Origin of the sequence: Pseudomonas donghuensis, from assembly GCF_000259195.1 — a bacterium.
Classification (GTDB): Bacteria; Pseudomonadota; Gammaproteobacteria; order Pseudomonadales; family Pseudomonadaceae; genus Aquipseudomonas; species Aquipseudomonas donghuensis.
Window position 1 is genome coordinate 148,755 of record NZ_JH650767.1, and the last position, 17,201, is coordinate 165,955.

Genomic DNA, 17,201 nt, shown 5'->3' on the forward strand with positions numbered 1-17,201 from the left:
GGTGCGGGCAGCGGGGTTTATGGCGTATCGGGCTGCCTCGACGGATGAGCCTGGGCGAACGCCGCATGTTGCTCGGCCAGCGCGGCGACCCGGCGAATGCGCGGGAAGCCACTGAGGTCGATGTTGAAGCGTTCGGCGGCATACAGTTGCGGAATCAGGTAGACATCAGCCAGCCCCGGCTCGTCGCCAAAGCAGAAGCCTTCATCGCCGATCAACTGCTCGACAGCAGCCAGGCCCTGGCTGATCCAGTGGCCGATCCACTGGTTGACCTGGGCGTCATCGTGGCCCAGGCCACGCAACTGGTTAAGCACACTGACGTTGTGCAGCGGATGAATATCGCAGCCGATCAACGCCGCAACACCACGGGCCTGGGCCCGCCGAAGCGGATCTTGCGGCAGCAGCGCCGGCTGTGGATAAACCTCTTCCAGGTATTCGATGATCGCTGGCGACTGCACCAGCACCTCACCGGAGTCGACCTTCAGCGCCGGCACCCGCCCTTGCGGGTTGAGGGCCAGGAAGTGCGCCTCGCGCTGCTCGCCCTTGAGCAGGTTGACCGGCAGTTGCCGGACCTCCAGCTGCTTGAGCGCCAGGGCAATCCGCACCCGGTAGGACGAGGTCGAGCGGTAGTAGGTAAAGAGTTCCATGGCCCTGCCCTCTCAGTGAGCCGCAAGGATCTTGCCGCGGCATTCACCGAAGCCGATCGAGGCCACGCCATCGCGCTTGCAACGGGCGCGCAGGATGATCTCGTCACCGTCTTCGAGGAACTTGCGCACCTCGCCCGACGCCAGTTCGACCGGCTCCTTACCGCCCTGGGTGATTTCCAGCAGGCTGCCGAACTGGCCCGGCTGGGCACCGGACAGGGTGCCGGAACCGAACAGGTCGCCCGGCTGCAGCTGGCAACCGTTGACGCTGTGGTGGGCAACCATCTGCGCCACGGTCCAGTACATGCTCAGGGTGTTGCTCAGGGTCAGGCGATGGGCCGGCAGCTTCTGCTCGCGCATGCGCTCGGTCAGCAGCAGCACTTCCAGCTCGATATCGAAGGCGCCGTTGGCCTGGTCGCGCTTGTCGAGCAGGTACGGCAGTGGCTGCGGATCACCTTCCGGGCGCGCCGGCTGGGCGCAGCGGAACGGTTCCAGGGCTTCGGCGGTGACCACCCACGGAGAAATGGTCGAGATGAAGCTCTTGGACAGGAACGGACCCAACGGCTGGTATTCCCAGGCCTGGATATCGCGTGCCGACCAGTCGTTGAGCAGGCAGAAGCCGGCGATGTGTTCAGCGGCTTCGGCGACCGGGATCGAATCGCCCATGTCGTTGCCCTGGCCGATCCAGATGCCCAGCTCCAGCTCGTAATCCAGGCGCGCGCACGGGCCGAAGCTCGGTTCGCTCTGGCCGGCGGGCAGGGTCTGGCCTTTTGGCCGGCGCACGTCGGTACCGGACGGGCGAATGGTCGACGCGCGGCCGTGGTAGCCGATCGGCACGTGCTTGTAGTTGGGCAGCAGCGGGTTATCGGGGCGGAACAGCTTGCCGACATTCTTGGCGTGTTCGATGCCGACATAGAAGTCGGTGTAGTCGCCGATACGCGCCGGCAGGTGCAGTTGGCACTCGCTGGCCGGATACAGCAGCGGCTTGAGCGCGGCCTGGTGCTCGCTGTGCTCGCCGAGCAACTCCAGCAGGCGTTCACGCAGGGCGACACGCGCACTACGGCCGAGGGCGAAGAAAGCGTTCAGCGCACCGCCGCGGGTGGCTTCAACCGCAGCGCGTGCCTGGCCGTCGAACAGACCGGCAGCCAGCACGGCTTCCAGGTCGAGAATGGCATCACCGATAGCCACGCCACAGCGCGGCGCCTGGTCCTTGCGGCTGAAGATCCCCAGAGGCAGGTTCTGCAGCGGGAAGTCGCCGTGGCCGTTGGCGTGTTCGACCCAACTGCGGGCAAGGGCGGACTGATTCATGGGTTATCTCCGATTCGGGGTAAAGGTGCTCGGCAACGAGGCCCAGCAACTATCGTAGTCGGCCTGCAATTGCGGGCATTCGAGCGCATGACGGCTCGGGCGCAGCACCTGGCTGGTCTCGAACATGAAGGCCATGGTGTTGTCGATCTTGTTCGGTGCAAGCTCCACGGCAATGGCCTTGCTGCAGGTCTCGGCATCCGGGCCATGGGCGCTCATGCAGCTGTGCAGCGAAGCGCCGCCGGGCAGGAAGCCTTCGGCCTTGGCGTCGTACTCGCCCTTGATCAGGCCCATGAACTCGTTCATCAGGTTGCGGTGGAACCACGGCGGACGGAAGGTGTTCTCGGCCACCATCCAGCGCGGCGGGAAAATCACGAAGTCGAGGTTGGCCATGCCTGGCACGCTGGTCGGCGAGGTCAGCACGGTGAAGATCGAAGGGTCCGGGTGGTCGAAGCTGACCGTGCCGATGGTGTTGAAGCGGCGCAGGTCATATTTGTACGGCACGTTGTTGCCGTGCCAGGCGACCACGTCCAGTGGCGAGTGGTTGAGTTGGCAGCCCCACAACTCACCGAGGAATTTCTGCACCAACTGCACCGGGCCGTCGATTTCTTCGTAATGGGCCACCGGCGCCAGAAAATCGCGCGGGTTGGCCAGGCCGTTGCTGCCGATCGGCCCCAGGTCCGGGATGCGCAGCGGCGCACCATGGTTTTCGGCCAGATAACCACGGGCCTGGGCGTCGAGCAGTTCGACGCGGAACTTCAGGCCACGGGGCAGTACCGCGATCTCCAGCGGCTCGACGTCCAGCACGCCCAGCTCGGTGACGATGCGCAGGCGGCCCTGCTCCGGCACCAGCAGCAATTCGCCGTCGGCGTTGAAGAACACCCGTTCCATGGAGCGGTTGGCGCAATAGGTATAGATGCTGATGCCCGCCGGTTTTTCACCCGCCGAGTTGGCCGCCATGGCCACCCAACCGTCAATGAAGTCGGTCGCGTCGCTCGGGATCGGCTGTGGGCTCCAGCGCAGGCGATTGGGCGTCACCGAGCCCAGCGGACCACCGGCCAGTTGACGCTCCAGGCGCTCGAAGCGCGGGTGCAGGGCCGAAGGGCGAATGCGGTACATCCAGGTGCGGCGCAACTCGCTGCGGGCCATGGTGAAGGCGGTACCGGAAAACAGTTCGGCATACAGGCCGTACGGGGCTTTTTGCGGCGAGTTCTGCCCGACAGGCAGGGCGCCAGGCAAGGCTTCGCTGGCGAATTCGTTGCCGAAGCCGCTCTGGTAGCCGAGGACAGGGGTGTTATCGAGGTTCATCGAGCCTCCGGGCCCAGTGCAGGCCGGTCAATGGCAGTTGGCTGCAGGCCTTGAAGGGGTGGCAGCGCTTCTGCGTTATTTTTATCGTAATTACATTACGCATAACGTAATTTGATTGACGAAGACCGTCAAGCTATAAAGACGCCCACTGAACTCCCCGGATCGACTCCACCATGGCCAAAGCCAGCTCCCCCGCCGACAGCTCCGGCAAACAGAAGGTCCGCTCGGCCGAGGTCGGTACCGACATCCTCAAGGCCCTGGCGCAGTTGTCGCCGTCCACCTCGCTGTCGCGCCTGGCCGAGCATGTGGACATGCCGGCGAGCAAGGTCCACCGTTACCTGCAGGCGCTGATTGCCAGCGGTTTTGCCGAGCAGAACCCGGCCACCAACCACTACGGCCTGGGCCGCGAAGCCTTGCGCGTGGGCCTGGCCGCGCTGGGCGGGATGGACGTATTGAAAGAGGCGGCGCTGCCGCTGTCGCAACTGCGCGATGAGCTTAACGAAAGCTGCTTCATTGCCGTATGGGGCAACCAGGGCGCAACCGTGGTCAATATCGAGCCGGCGGTACGTGCGGTCACCGTAGTCACCCAGATCGGTTCGGTACTGCCCTTGCTCACCTCCTCGACGGGCCTGGTGTTCGGCGCCTACCTGCCAGAGCGTGAAACCATCGAACTGCGCGAGCAGGAACTGGCCACTTCTGGACACCGCTTCAGCGACTACGAAACCTTGTTCGCCACGATCCGCCAGCGCGGCCTGCACCATGTCCATGGCCTGCTGATGCCGGGCGTCGATGCACTGTCGGCGCCGGTGTTCAACGCGGTCGGCAAGATTGCCGCGGTGCTGACCGTGGTCGGCCCGACCTCCATCTTCCATGCCGACGAGCAGGGGCCGGCAGCGCAACGGCTGTTGGCTGCGGCGAAGCTGATCAGTTGGCGTATGGGGTATGAGGAAGCGCCTGCGGGATAAACTTGTTTACACACGATCACAGTCTTTCATCAAGCCAGCGCTTAATCTGACCACCGGGCACTGTTACTAGAGTTGTAACAGTGAATGTCACAATCGGCTATTTTTCCTCACCGATCAGCGGCTTATCCTGAACGCACTTACACAGCAGCAGGCAACGCCCCAAGCCAGCTGTCTATTCCGGGCCTTTGCGGCGTGAACACCCCGCCCCCGCGACCTGTAAGCCCAGGTTCACCGACGTTGATTTTGAAGCTCCTTGATCTGCGTCTTACTTGGCCGCTGCACTGCAGCGGCCTTTTTTATGCCCGTGATTCAATCGCCATCGGCGTCGTCAAAGTGAAATCGGTGCAACAATCGGTGAGCGATGGGCGCCAGGATCAGGCCGATGCTGGCGACGAACACCAATCCCACATAAAGCCCGTAACCGGCGAAGAACAACTTGCCGCCGATGGACTCGGGGAGGATTACCGGCCCCACTCCGCCGAGCAGCAAGGTGGCATTGAACAGCGCATCATGCCAAGGCACCTGCGGCTCGAAATACAGATGCCCGACCACACCAAACAGAATCGAGCCAATCAGCAACAGGCAGGCTGCGAAGCCGTGCCACATCAGGCGGTAGCCAAACTGTCGGGTAGAGATGACAGCATCCGTTCTGGATTCGTACATCCACTGTGCTCCTGCAACCTGGGTGGCCGTCCAGCATAGGCAACTTCAGCCGACGACCACAACCTTGGGGCAGGTTCAGCCCTGTGGATACTTCTGCAAATTGGCCATCATCTGCTGTAAGGCTTGCAGGCTGTCTTGCGGGTGCACAGCGTTGTCGAAGTCGCCGATCTGCTGCCAGTTCGCCGCAATATCTTCGGGTGAAAAGCCCTCGCGCGGGTCAAAACCGACACCCAGGCTGCGCTCCCAGCGCACCTTGCCGACCCAGCCACCGCCCACTTCGTAGAGGCCGCCGCTGTCCTGGCAATCGTCACTGCCCAGGTACACCACCAGCGGGCTGACCAGTTCCGGCTTGAGCTGTTCGAACACCTGTGAAGGAATCAGCCCTTCGGTCATGCGCGTACCGCCGGTGGGGGCAATGGCGTTGACCAGGATGCCGTGCTTGCGCCCTTCGATGGCCAGGGTGCGGGTCAGGCCATACAAGCCGAGCTTGGCCGCACCATAGTTGGCCTGGCCGAAGTTGCCATAGATCCCCGAGGTCGAGGCAGTGAAGATCACCCGTCCCCAGTTCTGCTCGCGCAGGTGCGGCCAGGCGGCGCGGGTGACCTTGTAGGCACCTTCGAGGTGCACCTGGTAAACCTGCTCCCAGTCACTGTCCTCCATCTTGTGGAAGGTCTTGTCACGCAGGATACCGGCGTTGTTGATCACCACATCGACCCGACCGAAGCTGTCCAGGGCCTGTTCGACAATGCGCTGGCCATCGGTGACCGAGTCATGGTTGGCAACCGCAGTGCCGCCGGCTTCGCGAATCTGCGCCACCACCCGGTCGGCGGCCGAGACGCTGGCGCCTTCGCCATGGGTCGAGCCGCCCAGGTCGTTGACCACCACCCTGGCGCCATGCCGGGCGAACAGCAGGGCATGGGCGCGGCCCAGGCCACCGCCGGCTCCGGTGACAATCACCACTTTTTCGTCCAAGCGAATCGTCATGCTCATTTCTCCAGCAGAACAAGGGAGGGATGCCCGAGTGTCGGCCAGCACTGGCTGGCACACAATCAAGCGGGCAGACGCTGAATGGCAGGCGATAAGGCCGGGCGATAATTGCGCACACCTGGCCGCTCAGGACCAGGCGACCTTCTGCGGCATATTCACCAGGGGTTGCTCGCGAAACGCCAGGTAATGGCGCAGCACCTGTACCGGTGCTTCGGTATGCGGATAGTGGCCGATGCCCTGGAGCATCACGGTGTCGGCGTTGGGCACCAGCTCCTGGTAGCGCTCAACCATGTGTGCGCCGGAAATCGGATCGACCGCGCCGTTGATCAGCCGCAGCGGCACGCCTTCGGCCTGCAACGCCCCGACCCAGCGCTCACGATGGGCAACCCGTTCGGGCAGGTAAGTGATCAGCTTGTGCAGGATTCGTGTACCGCGGTTGGAAGCGACAAGGCTCCAGTAATCGTCCAGTGCGCTTTCACTGGGATGGGTGCAGGGGCCGTAGATCTGGGTCACGTTGCGCACCAGGTCGTCTCGCCCGAACGAACGCCCCACCAACCAACCCAGGCGGCTGAGCAGCAGTTTCTGGATCAGCAGCGGCCGATGACGCTCGGGAAACAGGCCGCCATTGAGGAATACGCAACTGGCGATTTGCGCACGGCCCTCATGGTGGCGGGCGAGCAATTCCTGGGCGACGCTGCCGCCATAGTCATGCCCGAGCAAATGCACCGGCTGCTCGACCTGCAGGTGCGCCAGCAGCGCCTGCAGCAAGTCGGCCTGCTCCAGCAGGCTGTAGTCGTGAGACAGCGGCTTGGCCGAATCGCCAAAGCCAAGCATGTCACAGGCAATCACCCGAAAACGCTGGGTCAGGGGGGCCCAGAGGTAATGCCAGTCCCAGCTGGCGGTGGGAAAGCCATGGATGAGCAGGAGCGGTTCGCCCTGCCCTGCGCTCCAGTAGCGGATGGCCAGGCCACGGAAGGAGAAATTCAAGCCCCGGGTCCGCCAGACGCACAATGGAATCTCGGCCAAAGGCATCACAGTGGTCCCGGTAGGTTGTAGCTGTTCGTGTTGGGCAAGGCATCGGCTGCGATCATTGCAATCACCTCGGCACATTCGTGTGCTCTACTGACTCAACAGTCTAGTCAGGCAGGCCCGTGCCGAGAGTTGCGTTGGCAGCCAGCTTATTGACCTTGGGAGTCAGCGCGCAAAATAGCGTGGTGAATCACAGCAGCAAGGTCAGCAACGGCGCGGCAAACAGGTTGAGCAAACCGGTCAGGACCATGACCAGGCCGGCCACCGAGCCCTCCTCGCCACCCACTTCATGGGCGCGGCTGACGCCCGCTCCGTGAGCGCCGACACCAAACAGCGCGCCACGGGCCAATGGCGTGCGCAGCGGCAGGTACTTGAGCAGCACGCCCCCCAACATCGCCCCCAATACACCGGTAAACATCACGAATACGGCGGTGAGCTCCGGCACACCGCCCAGGTCCTTGGCCAGCGGCATGGCAAAGGGCGTGGTGATCGAGCGCGGCACCAGCGACAGACTGACCGAGCTGTCCAGTGCCAGCAGGTGCGCCAGGCCCCAGGAGCTGCCGATCGACGCCGCGCTGCCCATCAGCATACCCAGGGTCAGGGCCGGCCAGTGGCGGGCGAGCAAGGCGCGCTGTTGCCAGATCGGTACGGCAAAGGCCACGGTCACCGGGCCCAGCACCGTCATCAGCCAATGGGTATTGCGCGCATACTCGGCGTAGGCGGTATGCAACGGCACGGCAATCGCCAACAGCACTGCCGGCACCAGAATCAATGGCGACAGCAGGTAGCGCCCGGTGCGCCGGTACAACCAGCGGCTGCCCAGATAGGCCAACAGGGTAATGAGCAGCCAGAACAGCGGCATCGGCTCAAGCGTCATGGCGCAGCCTCCAGCGGCAGACCCACTCCACGGTTACCGCCGTAACCACCATTACCAGCAAGGTACTCACGCCGATCACCAGCAAGATCCGCCAGCCTTCATCGCGCAACAGGCTGCCATAATCGAGCAGGCTCATCAGCGCCGGAATGAAAAACAACAGCATCTCGGCCATCAGTACCCCGGCACCCAGCTGCAACATGGCCGGCTTGAGCACGCCGGCGGCGAACAACAGCAACAGCAGGGCCAGGCCAATGACCCCACCTGGAATCGGCCAGGCCAACCAGGCGGCCAGCACACCACCGACCTTATAAAGAGCCAGCAACACCGCCAGCTCGGCGAGCAGGCGGACAAATCGGTTAAACGCAGGGGGTTTCATCGCGGGGGTCCTCTCAGGCCTTCATTTTAAAAGCCCGCTCCCCACGCCAAAAGCGAATTGTTAGACTGCCAGCTATTCCAGATTGGAATTGCGCGAATGGAATTCAAACAGCTACGCAGTTTTCTCGAAGTGGTGCACCGCGGCGGTTTTACCCAGGCCGCGCTGACCTTGCACATCAGCCAGTCCGCAGTGAGCAAGCAGGTCGCGCAACTGGAGCAGGATCTTGGCGTTGCGCTGCTTGAGCGCCAAGGCTCGCAATTGCACCTGACCGCCGCCGGTAAAATTGTTCTGGAACGCGGCGAAGCCATGTTGCGCCTGCGCCAGGAGCTGCTCAGCGAACTGGATGACCTCAGCCAGCTGACACGCGGCGAGCTGCGCCTGGGCCTGCCGCTGCTGGGCAGCGATGCGCTGTTCGCCCGGTTGTTCGCCGAGTACCGGCGGCGCTACCCGAATATCAGCATCCAGCTGTTTGAAGGCGGCAGCCGCAGTGTCGAGCACGCCGTGCTCAGCGGCGAGCTGGAACTGGGCGGCAGCCTGACGCCAAACGACCCGGCCTTTGCCTACCAGCCGTTTTGCAACGAGCCCCTCGACGCCCTGCTGCCCACCGATCACCCGTTAGCGAACGCCGGCCAGGTCAGCCTGGCGCAACTGGCCGACACGCCGTTCCTGCTCTATCAGCGCAGTTTCGTGCTCAATGATCGTTTGCTCAGTGCCTGCCAGCAGCTGGGATTTACCCCGCGCGAAGGCGGGCGCAGTGGTCAGGCCGACTTTCTCGCCGCGCTGGTGGCGGCGGGCCAAGGGGTCGTACTGCTGCCCAGCGTGGTCGCCCGTGGCCTGGAGCGGCCGGGGGTGGTTCGCCTGTCACTGAGCGAACCGACGGACCTGCGCTGGGACATTGCCTTTATCTGGCGCCAGGGCGCCTACCTATCGCGTGCCGCCCAGGCCTGGCTGCAACTGCTGCGCGAGCAACCACAGCCGCAGTGATCAGCCGCGCAGTTTTTCCACCAACTGGGCAATCCAGGGCTCGGCATCGGCTTCCGGGGTGACGGTTTCGCTGGCATCCAGGCGCAGCATCGGCAGCACTTCCTCCAGGCCCAGCTCGGCGAACAGTTCACGCAGTTGCTCGCCGCCACCACAGAACGTATCGCCATAGCTGGAATCGCCCAGGCCGATGACCGCGCCCTTGAGTCCACGCCACTCGGCGGGCAGCACGTCGCGAATGGCACTGTACAGCGGCATGATGTTGTCCGGCAGCTCGCCCATGCCAGTGGTCGAGGTCACGGCCAGGAATGCCTGCGGGGCAAAGCCCTGGATGTCCTGCAGGGTGGCCCGGTTCGCGTGCCAGGCCTCGAAACCTGCTTGTTTGAGCAACTTCTCGGCGTGCCGAGCAACTTCTTCGGCGGTGCCGTAGACCGAACCGGAAAGGATCGCGACTTTCATAGAGGTTTCCGAAACTGAGTAAAAACGTAGGATACTAGCATCCGGCACTGGCAAAAGGCCTTATTCGGCAGCTGTACAGCGACGGTCAATCTACTAGAATCAGCCAGCATGCCCGATCTACAGCCCTTGCGGACCTAACAAGATGATCAATGCCACATTGCTGCAGCGCATGATTGACGCCTCCAATGACGGGATCGTAGTGGCCGAACAGGAGGGCGACGACGACACCATCCTGATCTACGTGAACCCGGCCTTCGAGCGCTTGACCGGCTACGACGCCAACGAAATCCTCTACCGCGACTGCCGCTTCCTGCAGAACGACGATCGCGACCAAAGCGCCCGGGCACTGATCCGCCAGGCGATCAAGGATGGCCTGCCAAGCCGGGAAATCTTGCGTAACTACCGCAAGGACGGCAGCGCATTCTGGAACGAACTGTCGATCACCCCGGTGCTCAACGAGGCCGACAAGCGCAAGTATTTCATCGGTATCCAGAAAGACGTCAGCCGCCAGGTCGAAGCCGAACAGCGGGTGATCGCGCTTGAGCGCCAGCTGGCTGAAGCCCGTGCGCGCATCGCTGCGCTGGAAGCCGACCAACGGTCTTAACAAACCCGCCGTTTGGTTGTCCATGACGGTGAAAAAACGCACTCACGACTGCAACTTCGAGTTCGACCATGCAAGCAGATGCCCTTCTGACCCAGGATGAGCTGGACTTCATCCGCTCCATGCAGCACGCGCCCCAGCCCCACCCGGCTGAACCGCCGTCGCGCCTGATGGTCAATGGCGGCAGCGAAATCAAGAACCTGCTGACCCGTCTGATCGCCGACGAGCAGGTGACCCTGCAGGCACAGTTCAACAACCAGCAGATGACCTTCCCGCTGCAATTGGTCGAAGACGAGTTCCACGCCCTGCACCTGCAACTGGGCGTGCCGAACATCTACGAAGAAGGTGCCGTGGTCCGCCCTTGGCGCCTGACCCTTGAGCAGCCGGTGGCCCTGGAAGACGAACTGGGCTTGAGCACCGGTTTGTGGGTGCGGGAAATCTCCTTCAAGGGTGTGCTGCTGGAAGTGCGCGAGCAACCCGAGCCACCCAAGCATTTCGAGCTCTGGTTCAGCCCCGACGGCGATGCCCCCATTGCCCTGCATGGCACCCTGCAACGGCGCACCGGCGATCGTCTGGCCGCCTACAACCTGGGCCAGAGCCTGCCGGCTGAAATCGAGCGCTTACGCGAGTACATCCTCAAGGCCCACCGCCGCGCCCACCCCGAACTGCACCCTTAAGAGTCCAGGTGACCGGCCAGGTATTGCTGCAGCCGCCGGCGCATCAATCGCCCGTCGCTGCCCAGGCAGGCCACCTGCGATCCGATCAGGCTGTCCTGAGCCAGGTCTGCGGCCTCCCCCGCCAGCAGCAACGGGCACTCCAGCCCCAGCGCCAGGCGCGCCAGGCGCTTGGGCAAGTCACTGGTCGGTGGCAGGTTGGAAAACAGCACCAGGGCATGAGGCGTCATGCGCTCGCAGACCAGGCTCAACTCTTCCAATGGCTGGCCAAGGCCGAGCACGCTGATGGCAATTTCACTGGTGCCGAGCAATAGCGCTGCCACCAGCAACTCCAGCTCGCGGCATTGGCCGGGAATTGCCGCCAGCACCACGCGTACTTCCTGCTGCTCACGGGCCAGCTGCAAACGCTGCAACACCCGCCCGCGCAAAAAGTTGTCGAGAAACAGCCATTCGCTGGCCTGGCCAAAGGCCTCGTGGGTGCTGCGCAGCGCCTGCCAGACCGGCATGAGGATGTCCTGGAACACCACCAGCTGTGGATAACTGCTGAACACCTGACCGTACAGTTGCTCCAGACGACGCTCGTCGAACGCCCTGACGGCCTGGCGCACGTGCGCCTGCCATTGATTGAAGTCGGCCAGGGATTCGTCGCTGCGCTGCGGCTGGCTTTCGGCCTTGAGGTTCTGGCTTTTGGCGAGGATGCGCCCAACTTTGCTGACAGCCACACCGCGTTCGATCCAGCCGAGGATGCTGCGCACCTCGTCGATATCGGCTTGTGAGTACAAACGGTGCCCACTTTCGGTGCGCGTGGGCTGAATCAGCCCATATCGGCGCTCCCAGGCACGCAGGGTGACCGGGTTGATACCGGTCAGGCGGGACACTTCGCGGATCGGGAACAGTTCTTCGTGGTCGAGCTGATGAGTACTCAATGAAGGCTGGTCAGGTTCGATCATTGCCAGGAAACCGCGGGTTTATGGGCCAACAGCCATTCTACTCCGGCTGCTGCAAGCGCGACCATTGGCATTTCTGTCAGGTCGGCGACCGCCAGCACTGACGAGTCAGCCGATTTAGGGAATAATCCGCGCCCGATTCTTGCATCGATTCTTGCAAAGAAGCGAATACCGTCCAACACCCCGGGCGGCGTTCAAGGGGCAGGCCTACCGGCCACGCCCAGTTGCCAGGAGATATACCATGTCTACCCCACCCGTAACCCTGATGGTTACCCGCCGCGTCGCCGATGGTCGCTACCAGGACCTGATGGCCTGGTTGCACGAAGGCGAACAGCTGGCCACCGACTTTCCCGGCTACCTGGGCTCGGGCGTGCTCGCCCCGCCGCCGCAAGGCGATGAGTTCCAGATCATCTTCCGCTTCGCCAACGAGCAGACCATGCACGCCTGGGAGCATTCGGCCTCGCGCAAGGCCTGGCTGGCCCGTGGCAATGGCCTGTTCGCCGAGCCGTCGGAACAGCGGGTCAGCGGCCTGGAAGGCTGGTTCGGCAACAACCCGGTACAGCGCCCGCCGCGCTGGAAGCAGGCGGTGGCGATCTGGCTGGCATTCTTTCCGGTATCGCTGCTGTTCAATCTGCTGTTCGGCCACTGGCTGGGCGCGCTGGACCTGGTGCCGCGCATCCTGCTCAGCACCTTGGGCCTGACACCGTTGATGGTGTACTTCTTCATTCCACTGTCGACCCGCCTGCTGGCCAACTGGCTGAACGCCAGCCCTGCCCGCCCGAGACCGCAGGGCGCGCGCAATCCCGCCTAGTTCGGGTATGCTGGGGGTTATCCAAGCGAACCAGTAAAAGTTGACCGCCCCCACCATGAACAGCCCAATTCTTGTCACCGGAGCCAGCCAGCGAGTCGGGCTGGCGCTGGCCCTGAACCTGGCGCAGGCCGGCCATACCGTGGTCAGCGCCAGCCGCAGCAAAAACCCCGAGGCCGCACACCCGAACATCGTCCAGTTCCAGGCCGACCTGTGCCGGGAAGACGATCGCCTGGCCCTGATCGAGCACCTGCAAGGCCACTACGACGGCTTGCGCGCCATCGTCCACAACGCCTCGTTGTGGCTCGACGATGACCTGGCCAACCTCAACACCATGTTCAAGCTGCACGTCGAGGCGCCCTATCACCTGAACCTGGCCCTGGGCGCCCAACTGGCCAAGGTGGACAAGGCCGACATCATCCACATCTGCGACGAGACCTCCTCACGCGGCAGCGGCAGCCATATCGGCTATGCCGCCACCAAGGCTGCATTGCAGAACATGGTGCTGTCGTTTGCCGCCAAGTACGCGCCGAACATCCGCGTCAACGCGATTCTGCCGGGCTTGCTGATCCTCAAGGCAAACAGCGACGAGGCCTACCGCCAGCAAACCCTGAAAAAGGCCCTGCTGGAATTCGAACCCGGCGCCCAGCCGTTGATCGATGCCGTGCGCTTCTTGCTCGACAGCCAGTACAGCACCGGCAGCAATCTGGTCATCAACGGTGGCCGTCACCTGAAAAACCGCCTCGCGGTAGACTGACCTACCGCTGACACGAGAACGTCCATGAACGATCAACAGAAGCTAGAACTCGAAGCCGCCGCCTTCCGCCGCCTGGTTGCCCACCTGGACAGCCGCAAGGACGTGCAGAACATCGACCTGATGAACCTTGCCGGCTTCTGCCGCAACTGCCTGTCCAAATGGTACAAGGCCGCCGCCGACGAAAAACAGATCGAGCTGAGCATGGATGAAGCCCGTGAAGTGGTCTACGGCATGCCTTACGCCGAATGGAAATCCCTTTACCAGCAAGAAGCCAGCGCCGAACAACAAGCGGCGTTCGCCAAAGGAAAGCCCCATGACTGATCTGAACACCCTGCGCGCCAGCCTGAAATCCGGCGAGCACGTCTTCGCCGACACCCTGGCCTTCATCGCCGAGCACTACACCTATCAGCCACAAGCCTTCAACAATGGCGGCGTAGAGAATGCTGCCGGGCAGAACGAAGGTTCGTGCAAGACCCTGGGCCTGGCCCTGCTCGAAGGCCTGAGCGATGAAGAAGCCCTGCTGGCGTTCGGCGAGCACTACCGCTCGGTGCAGGCCACCCCGCAAGGCAGCGACCACGGCAACATCCGCGCGCTGATCGAACACGGCCTGGCTGCGGTCAAGTTCGCCGAGCAGCCGCTCAAGCGCCTGGCCTGATCAAACGCCCCGGCGTGCCTTCGGCCAATTGCCCGTGGCGCAGCCAGTGCAGGGCAATTGGCCACAGCCTGGGCTGGAAGCGGCTGTGGAAAAAGGCGAAATGACCGATACGGTTCTCGGCGATATCACCTGGGGCAATGCGCAGGTGACTGCGCTCACTGGCCTGGAAGTACCCCAGTAAACGCTCGATGGCAGCAACCGTGCCGAACGGGTCGTCGGTCAGGCTGATGGCCAGGGTTTGCGCCTTGACCCGGGCGAACGGCAATCCATTCAGCCCATTCAGCGCCCGCCCGCTAGGGCGATGCTCATAGCTTGCAGTGCGCGTGCTCCAGTCCTGCACCACCCCGGCCGGGGTATCTTCCAGCCACCCCAGGCGCTTGCCGGGAAAGTAACCGAATACCCGGGTCAGCAGCGGCATCAGCACATGCCATTTGCCGAACAGTTGCCAGCGGCTGTCAGCGGCATAATCGCGCCAGTAGGCAAACTGAGCGCCGACCGTCACCAACCGGCGCAGTTGATCGGCCGACGGCGCCAACCCCGCTGCACAGCCACCAAAACTGTGACCGACCACATCGACAGGCTGGCCAGGAAACTCGCGCCGGGCGCGTTGCAACATGGCTTCGAAATCCAGCGCGCCCCAGTCGGTCCAGGAGGCTTTGAAGTGGCGCATGGAGGCCGGGCGCGACTCACCGATGCCGCGATAGTCATAGGTGATGACGTCGAAACCATGGGCAAACAGGTACTGGGCAAAGCGGGCGTAATAGCTGCAGCGCACCGAGGTGGCGGCGTTGATGATCACCAACGGGCGCGTGGGGGCCGGCACCTGGTGGCGCCAACAGAAACCGCCAAGGGAATAACCGTCGGCGGTTGTCTCACGGAAGGCGTGCCCGCTGTTGCTGGCTACGGGCAAAGCCGGGAATGCTTCGAGACTGCTCATCGACCTCTGTCACGCCGAAGCCGCTACCTGCGGTGCAGGGACCTTGCGCAAGTCGCTCAGTCGCGAGCCATCGTAGCGGGTTTCGCGGAACAGGCGCCAGCGCCCGAACACCCCATACACGTGCGTCACCCGGCCCTGCTCTTGATAACCCATGCGCAAATGCATCTTGAGCGCCGGGATATTGTGGGTTTCACAGACATCCACCACTGTGTGGCAACCCTTGGCGCGCATGGTCTCCCACAGGCTGACCTGGGCATCTGCCGACAAACGAGTGCCAAAGTAGGCGCGGGTCATTTCGCCGCCGAATTCAAAGAACTCACCGGGCTTCACCGGGAAGGTGCAGCCGTAATAATGACGGTCGTGATAGTCGCGCATGCTGGCAAAGATGAACCCTACGGCATCGCCTTGTTCATCCAGGTACATGTGCCCGGTATGGCCTTCGGCGGCCAGCTCGCGCATGGTCTGCACGCGGTCGCCAAAATAGCGGGCGAAGGCATCGGCGTTTTCCGCGGTAATGTCCACCAGGCGTACCGCAGGATGGTCGCGCAGGTTGTGCGGCGGTACCGGGCTGACCAGGTCGCGTTCCATCCACAGCAACTCCCAATGGAAGAAGATGTAACGCTCATAGAGGGTTTTAAGGACTTTTTGCAGACCCTTTTGCCTGATCCGCTCTTTTAGTTTTTGTAGCCCACTCATGGTGCCTCCTGTCGAAACCTTGACGGTTTAAAAGGGCATGTAGAGAGTGGTATAGAACAGTGGCGGCGCGGGAGTAGCAAAGGGCCAGAAACGGACTTGTTTCAAATTGTTTCAAGACTGAAACTGTTGCCGCACCCGGTTAAAAACAGGTGCAGCAACAAACACTTGGCAAGTGCTACTTACAGCTCTATGCAGTCGAACCGTACGTCGGTAGCCACATCGGCGTCATAGTCAACATCCTGACGCTCGAAACCGAACAGGTTGAGGAACTGCTTCTTGTAACCGGCGTAGTCGGTAATTTCGAACAGGTTCTCGGTGGTCACCTGCGGCCACAGGGCCTTGCAGGCATCCTGTACGTCGTCGCGCAGCTCCCAGTCGTCCAGACGCAGGCGGCCTTCTTCGTCCAGCGCCGCCGGCGCGCCATCGGCACGGTACAGACGGTCACGGAACAGGCGGTCGAGCTGATCCTGGGTACCTTCGTGAACGTTCTTCTCTTTCATGATCTTGAAGACCATCGACAGGTACAGCGGCATCACCGGGATGGCCGAGCTGGCCTGGGTGACCACGGATTTCAGTACCGCGACGTTGGCGCCACCACCGACCTTCTGCTCCAGGCGCTTGGCGGTTTCGTCCAGGTCCATCTTGGCCTTGCCCAGGGCGCCGTGCCAGTAGATCGGCCAGGTGATTTCAGTGCCGATGTAGCTGAAGGCCACGGTGCGCGCTTGCGGCGCCAGAACACCGGCGGCGTCCAGGGCGTCGATCCACAGCTGCCAGTCCTGACCACCCATGACGGTGACGGTGTCGGCAATTTCCTGCTCGCTGGCAGGCTCGATGGACGCCTCGATGATGGTGTCTTTGTTGGTGTCGATGGCGGTTGACTTGTACGGCTGGCCAATTGGCTTGAGGGCCGAGCGTACCAGCTCGCCAGTCTGTGGCAGCTTGCGCACCGGCGACGCCAGGGAGTAGACCACCAGGTCGACCTGGCCGCCCATTTCGTTCTTGATCAGCTCGATGACCTTGGCCCGCGCTTCGTCAGAGAAGGCGTCGCCGTTGATCGACTTGCTGTACAGGCCTTCGGCCTTGGCGAACTTGTCGAAAGCGGCAGCGTTGTACCAGCCCGCAGTACCGGCCTTGGTCTCGGTGCCCGGCTTTTCAAAGAACACGCCCAGGGTATCGGCCTTGAAGCCGAAGGCGGCGGTGATGCGCGCCGCCAGGCCGTAACCGCTGGAAGCACCGATCACCAGGACCTTTTTCGGACCATCCTCGCGCACGCCCTGCTTGCGGGTGGCTTCGATCTGATCACGTACGTTCAGCTCGCAACCGGTCGGGTGCGTAGTGGTGCAGATAAAACCGCGGACTTTGGGATGGATAATGGCCAATGTCTGTACCTCGTCAGTGAATTTGCTGAGGGAGCCGAATCGCTTGGACTCGAGGTTCCGTGTGCTGTGAGGGTGAGACTACACCCGCAGCGTTGCCGACACATCCGGCCCCCTGGAATCCTTCAGGGCGCTACTTTGTCACAGCGTGGAAAACTT

21 protein-coding genes are annotated in these 17,201 nt (G+C 62.8%); 8 read left to right on the plus strand and 13 right to left on the minus strand.

All coding sequences use genetic code 11. From position 1 onward, the window contains the following. Window positions 1-17 precede the first annotated feature (17 nt). The 3 genes from maiA to hmgA are packed head-to-tail and all read right to left on the minus strand — an operon-like array spanning window position 18 to window position 3,254. Window positions 18-644, minus strand: coding sequence for a maleylacetoacetate isomerase (maiA, locus tag UW3_RS0115995; protein WP_010223522.1), 627 nt, complete (start codon window positions 642-644; stop codon window positions 18-20). Window positions 645-656: 12 nt separating this feature from the next. Then, a complete protein-coding gene (gene fahA / locus UW3_RS0116000; RefSeq protein ID WP_010223523.1) occupies window positions 657-1,949 on the minus strand; it encodes a fumarylacetoacetase in 1,293 nt (430 codons plus the stop codon). Between the two features lie 3 nt (window positions 1,950-1,952). Further along, the gene (hmgA, locus tag UW3_RS0116005; protein ID WP_010223524.1) at window positions 1,953-3,254 is read right to left on the minus strand and encodes a homogentisate 1,2-dioxygenase; all 1,302 of its coding nucleotides are present in this window, start codon (window positions 3,252-3,254) and stop codon (window positions 1,953-1,955) included. A 173-nt stretch (window positions 3,255-3,427) separates the two neighbouring features. Here hmgA and UW3_RS0116010 point away from each other — a divergent pair, with 173 nt between their 5' ends. Next, window positions 3,428-4,219, plus strand: a complete 792-nt coding sequence (locus tag UW3_RS0116010; RefSeq protein ID WP_010223525.1) for an IclR family transcriptional regulator — start codon at window positions 3,428-3,430, stop codon at window positions 4,217-4,219. Between the two features lie 309 nt (window positions 4,220-4,528). On the opposite strand, the gene UW3_RS0116015 is transcribed toward UW3_RS0116010, so the two are convergent. The 5 genes from UW3_RS0116015 to UW3_RS0116035 form a co-directional block, all read right to left on the minus strand. Beyond that, window positions 4,529-4,882 (minus strand): hypothetical protein, encoded by a 354-nt coding sequence (locus UW3_RS0116015; protein WP_010223526.1) that lies wholly within the window; start codon window positions 4,880-4,882, stop codon window positions 4,529-4,531. 75 nt (window positions 4,883-4,957) lie between these two features. Continuing rightward, window positions 4,958-5,872: an SDR family oxidoreductase gene (locus UW3_RS0116020; protein ID WP_026001354.1), complete on the minus strand. Its 915-nt coding sequence runs from the start codon at window positions 5,870-5,872 to the stop codon at window positions 4,958-4,960. A 123-nt stretch (window positions 5,873-5,995) separates the two neighbouring features. Further along, entirely contained in the window at window positions 5,996-6,901 is a 906-nt protein-coding gene (locus UW3_RS0116025; protein ID WP_010223528.1) for an alpha/beta fold hydrolase, read from the minus strand. 187 nt (window positions 6,902-7,088) lie between these two features. Next, window positions 7,089-7,775: an LrgB family protein gene (locus UW3_RS0116030; protein ID WP_010223529.1), complete on the minus strand. Its 687-nt coding sequence runs from the start codon at window positions 7,773-7,775 to the stop codon at window positions 7,089-7,091. Beyond that, window positions 7,765-8,151 carry a CidA/LrgA family protein gene (locus UW3_RS0116035; protein ID WP_010223530.1) on the minus strand — a complete coding sequence of 129 codons (387 nt, stop codon included), beginning with the start codon at window positions 8,149-8,151 and terminating at the stop codon, window positions 7,765-7,767. The genes UW3_RS0116030 and UW3_RS0116035 overlap by 11 nt, the downstream gene beginning before the upstream one ends. Before the next feature lie 96 nt (window positions 8,152-8,247). Here UW3_RS0116035 and UW3_RS0116040 point away from each other — a divergent pair, with 96 nt between their 5' ends. Continuing rightward, window positions 8,248-9,135, plus strand: coding sequence for a LysR family transcriptional regulator (locus UW3_RS0116040; RefSeq protein WP_010223531.1), 888 nt, complete (start codon window positions 8,248-8,250; stop codon window positions 9,133-9,135). On the opposite strand, the gene UW3_RS0116045 is transcribed toward UW3_RS0116040, so the two are convergent. After that, on the minus strand, window positions 9,136-9,591 hold the full coding sequence (locus tag UW3_RS0116045; RefSeq protein WP_010223532.1) for a flavodoxin: 456 nt from the start codon (window positions 9,589-9,591) through the stop codon (window positions 9,136-9,138). A gap of 142 nt (window positions 9,592-9,733) precedes the next feature. On the opposite strand from UW3_RS0116045, the gene UW3_RS0116050 reads away from it, so the two are divergent. Together UW3_RS0116050 and UW3_RS0116055 are read left to right on the plus strand one after the other, a co-directional pair. Beyond that, window positions 9,734-10,195, plus strand: coding sequence for a PAS domain S-box protein (locus UW3_RS0116050; protein ID WP_010223533.1), 462 nt, complete (start codon window positions 9,734-9,736; stop codon window positions 10,193-10,195). A 68-nt stretch (window positions 10,196-10,263) separates the two neighbouring features. Continuing rightward, a complete protein-coding gene (locus UW3_RS0116055) occupies window positions 10,264-10,869 on the plus strand; it encodes a hypothetical protein (RefSeq protein ID WP_010223534.1) in 606 nt (201 codons plus the stop codon). Here UW3_RS0116055 and UW3_RS0116060 read toward each other — a convergent pair. After that, a complete protein-coding gene (locus UW3_RS0116060) occupies window positions 10,866-11,816 on the minus strand; it encodes a MerR family transcriptional regulator (protein ID WP_010223535.1) in 951 nt (316 codons plus the stop codon). The genes UW3_RS0116055 and UW3_RS0116060 overlap by 4 nt on opposite strands. 238 nt (window positions 11,817-12,054) lie before the next feature. Here UW3_RS0116060 and UW3_RS0116070 point away from each other — a divergent pair, with 238 nt between their 5' ends. The 4 genes from UW3_RS0116070 to UW3_RS0116085 are packed head-to-tail and all read left to right on the plus strand — an operon-like array spanning window position 12,055 to window position 14,033. Beyond that, window positions 12,055-12,624, plus strand: coding sequence for an antibiotic biosynthesis monooxygenase (locus UW3_RS0116070; RefSeq protein WP_010223536.1), 570 nt, complete (start codon window positions 12,055-12,057; stop codon window positions 12,622-12,624). A gap of 55 nt (window positions 12,625-12,679) precedes the next feature. Next, window positions 12,680-13,378, plus strand: coding sequence for a dihydromonapterin reductase (gene folM / locus UW3_RS0116075; RefSeq protein ID WP_010223537.1), 699 nt, complete (start codon window positions 12,680-12,682; stop codon window positions 13,376-13,378). Between the two features lie 24 nt (window positions 13,379-13,402). Next, the gene (locus UW3_RS0116080) at window positions 13,403-13,699 is read left to right on the plus strand and encodes a DUF1244 domain-containing protein (protein WP_010223538.1); all 297 of its coding nucleotides are present in this window, start codon (window positions 13,403-13,405) and stop codon (window positions 13,697-13,699) included. Next, a complete protein-coding gene (locus UW3_RS0116085) occupies window positions 13,692-14,033 on the plus strand; it encodes a HopJ type III effector protein (protein ID WP_010223539.1) in 342 nt (113 codons plus the stop codon). Before UW3_RS0116080 ends, UW3_RS0116085 begins: the two co-directional genes overlap by 8 nt. On the opposite strand, the gene UW3_RS0116090 is transcribed toward UW3_RS0116085, so the two are convergent. From UW3_RS0116090 to fabV, 3 genes are all read right to left on the minus strand, one after another. Further along, on the minus strand, window positions 14,017-14,970 hold the full coding sequence (locus tag UW3_RS0116090) for an alpha/beta hydrolase family protein (RefSeq protein ID WP_010223540.1): 954 nt from the start codon (window positions 14,968-14,970) through the stop codon (window positions 14,017-14,019). The genes UW3_RS0116085 and UW3_RS0116090 overlap by 17 nt on opposite strands. Window positions 14,971-14,979: 9 nt before the next feature. Beyond that, window positions 14,980-15,666 carry a GNAT family N-acetyltransferase gene (locus UW3_RS0116095; RefSeq protein ID WP_026001356.1) on the minus strand — a complete coding sequence of 229 codons (687 nt, stop codon included), beginning with the start codon at window positions 15,664-15,666 and terminating at the stop codon, window positions 14,980-14,982. Between the two features lie 179 nt (window positions 15,667-15,845). Then, on the minus strand, window positions 15,846-17,045 hold the full coding sequence (fabV, locus tag UW3_RS0116100) for an enoyl-ACP reductase FabV (protein ID WP_010223542.1): 1,200 nt from the start codon (window positions 17,043-17,045) through the stop codon (window positions 15,846-15,848). Window positions 17,046-17,201 lie beyond the last annotated feature (156 nt).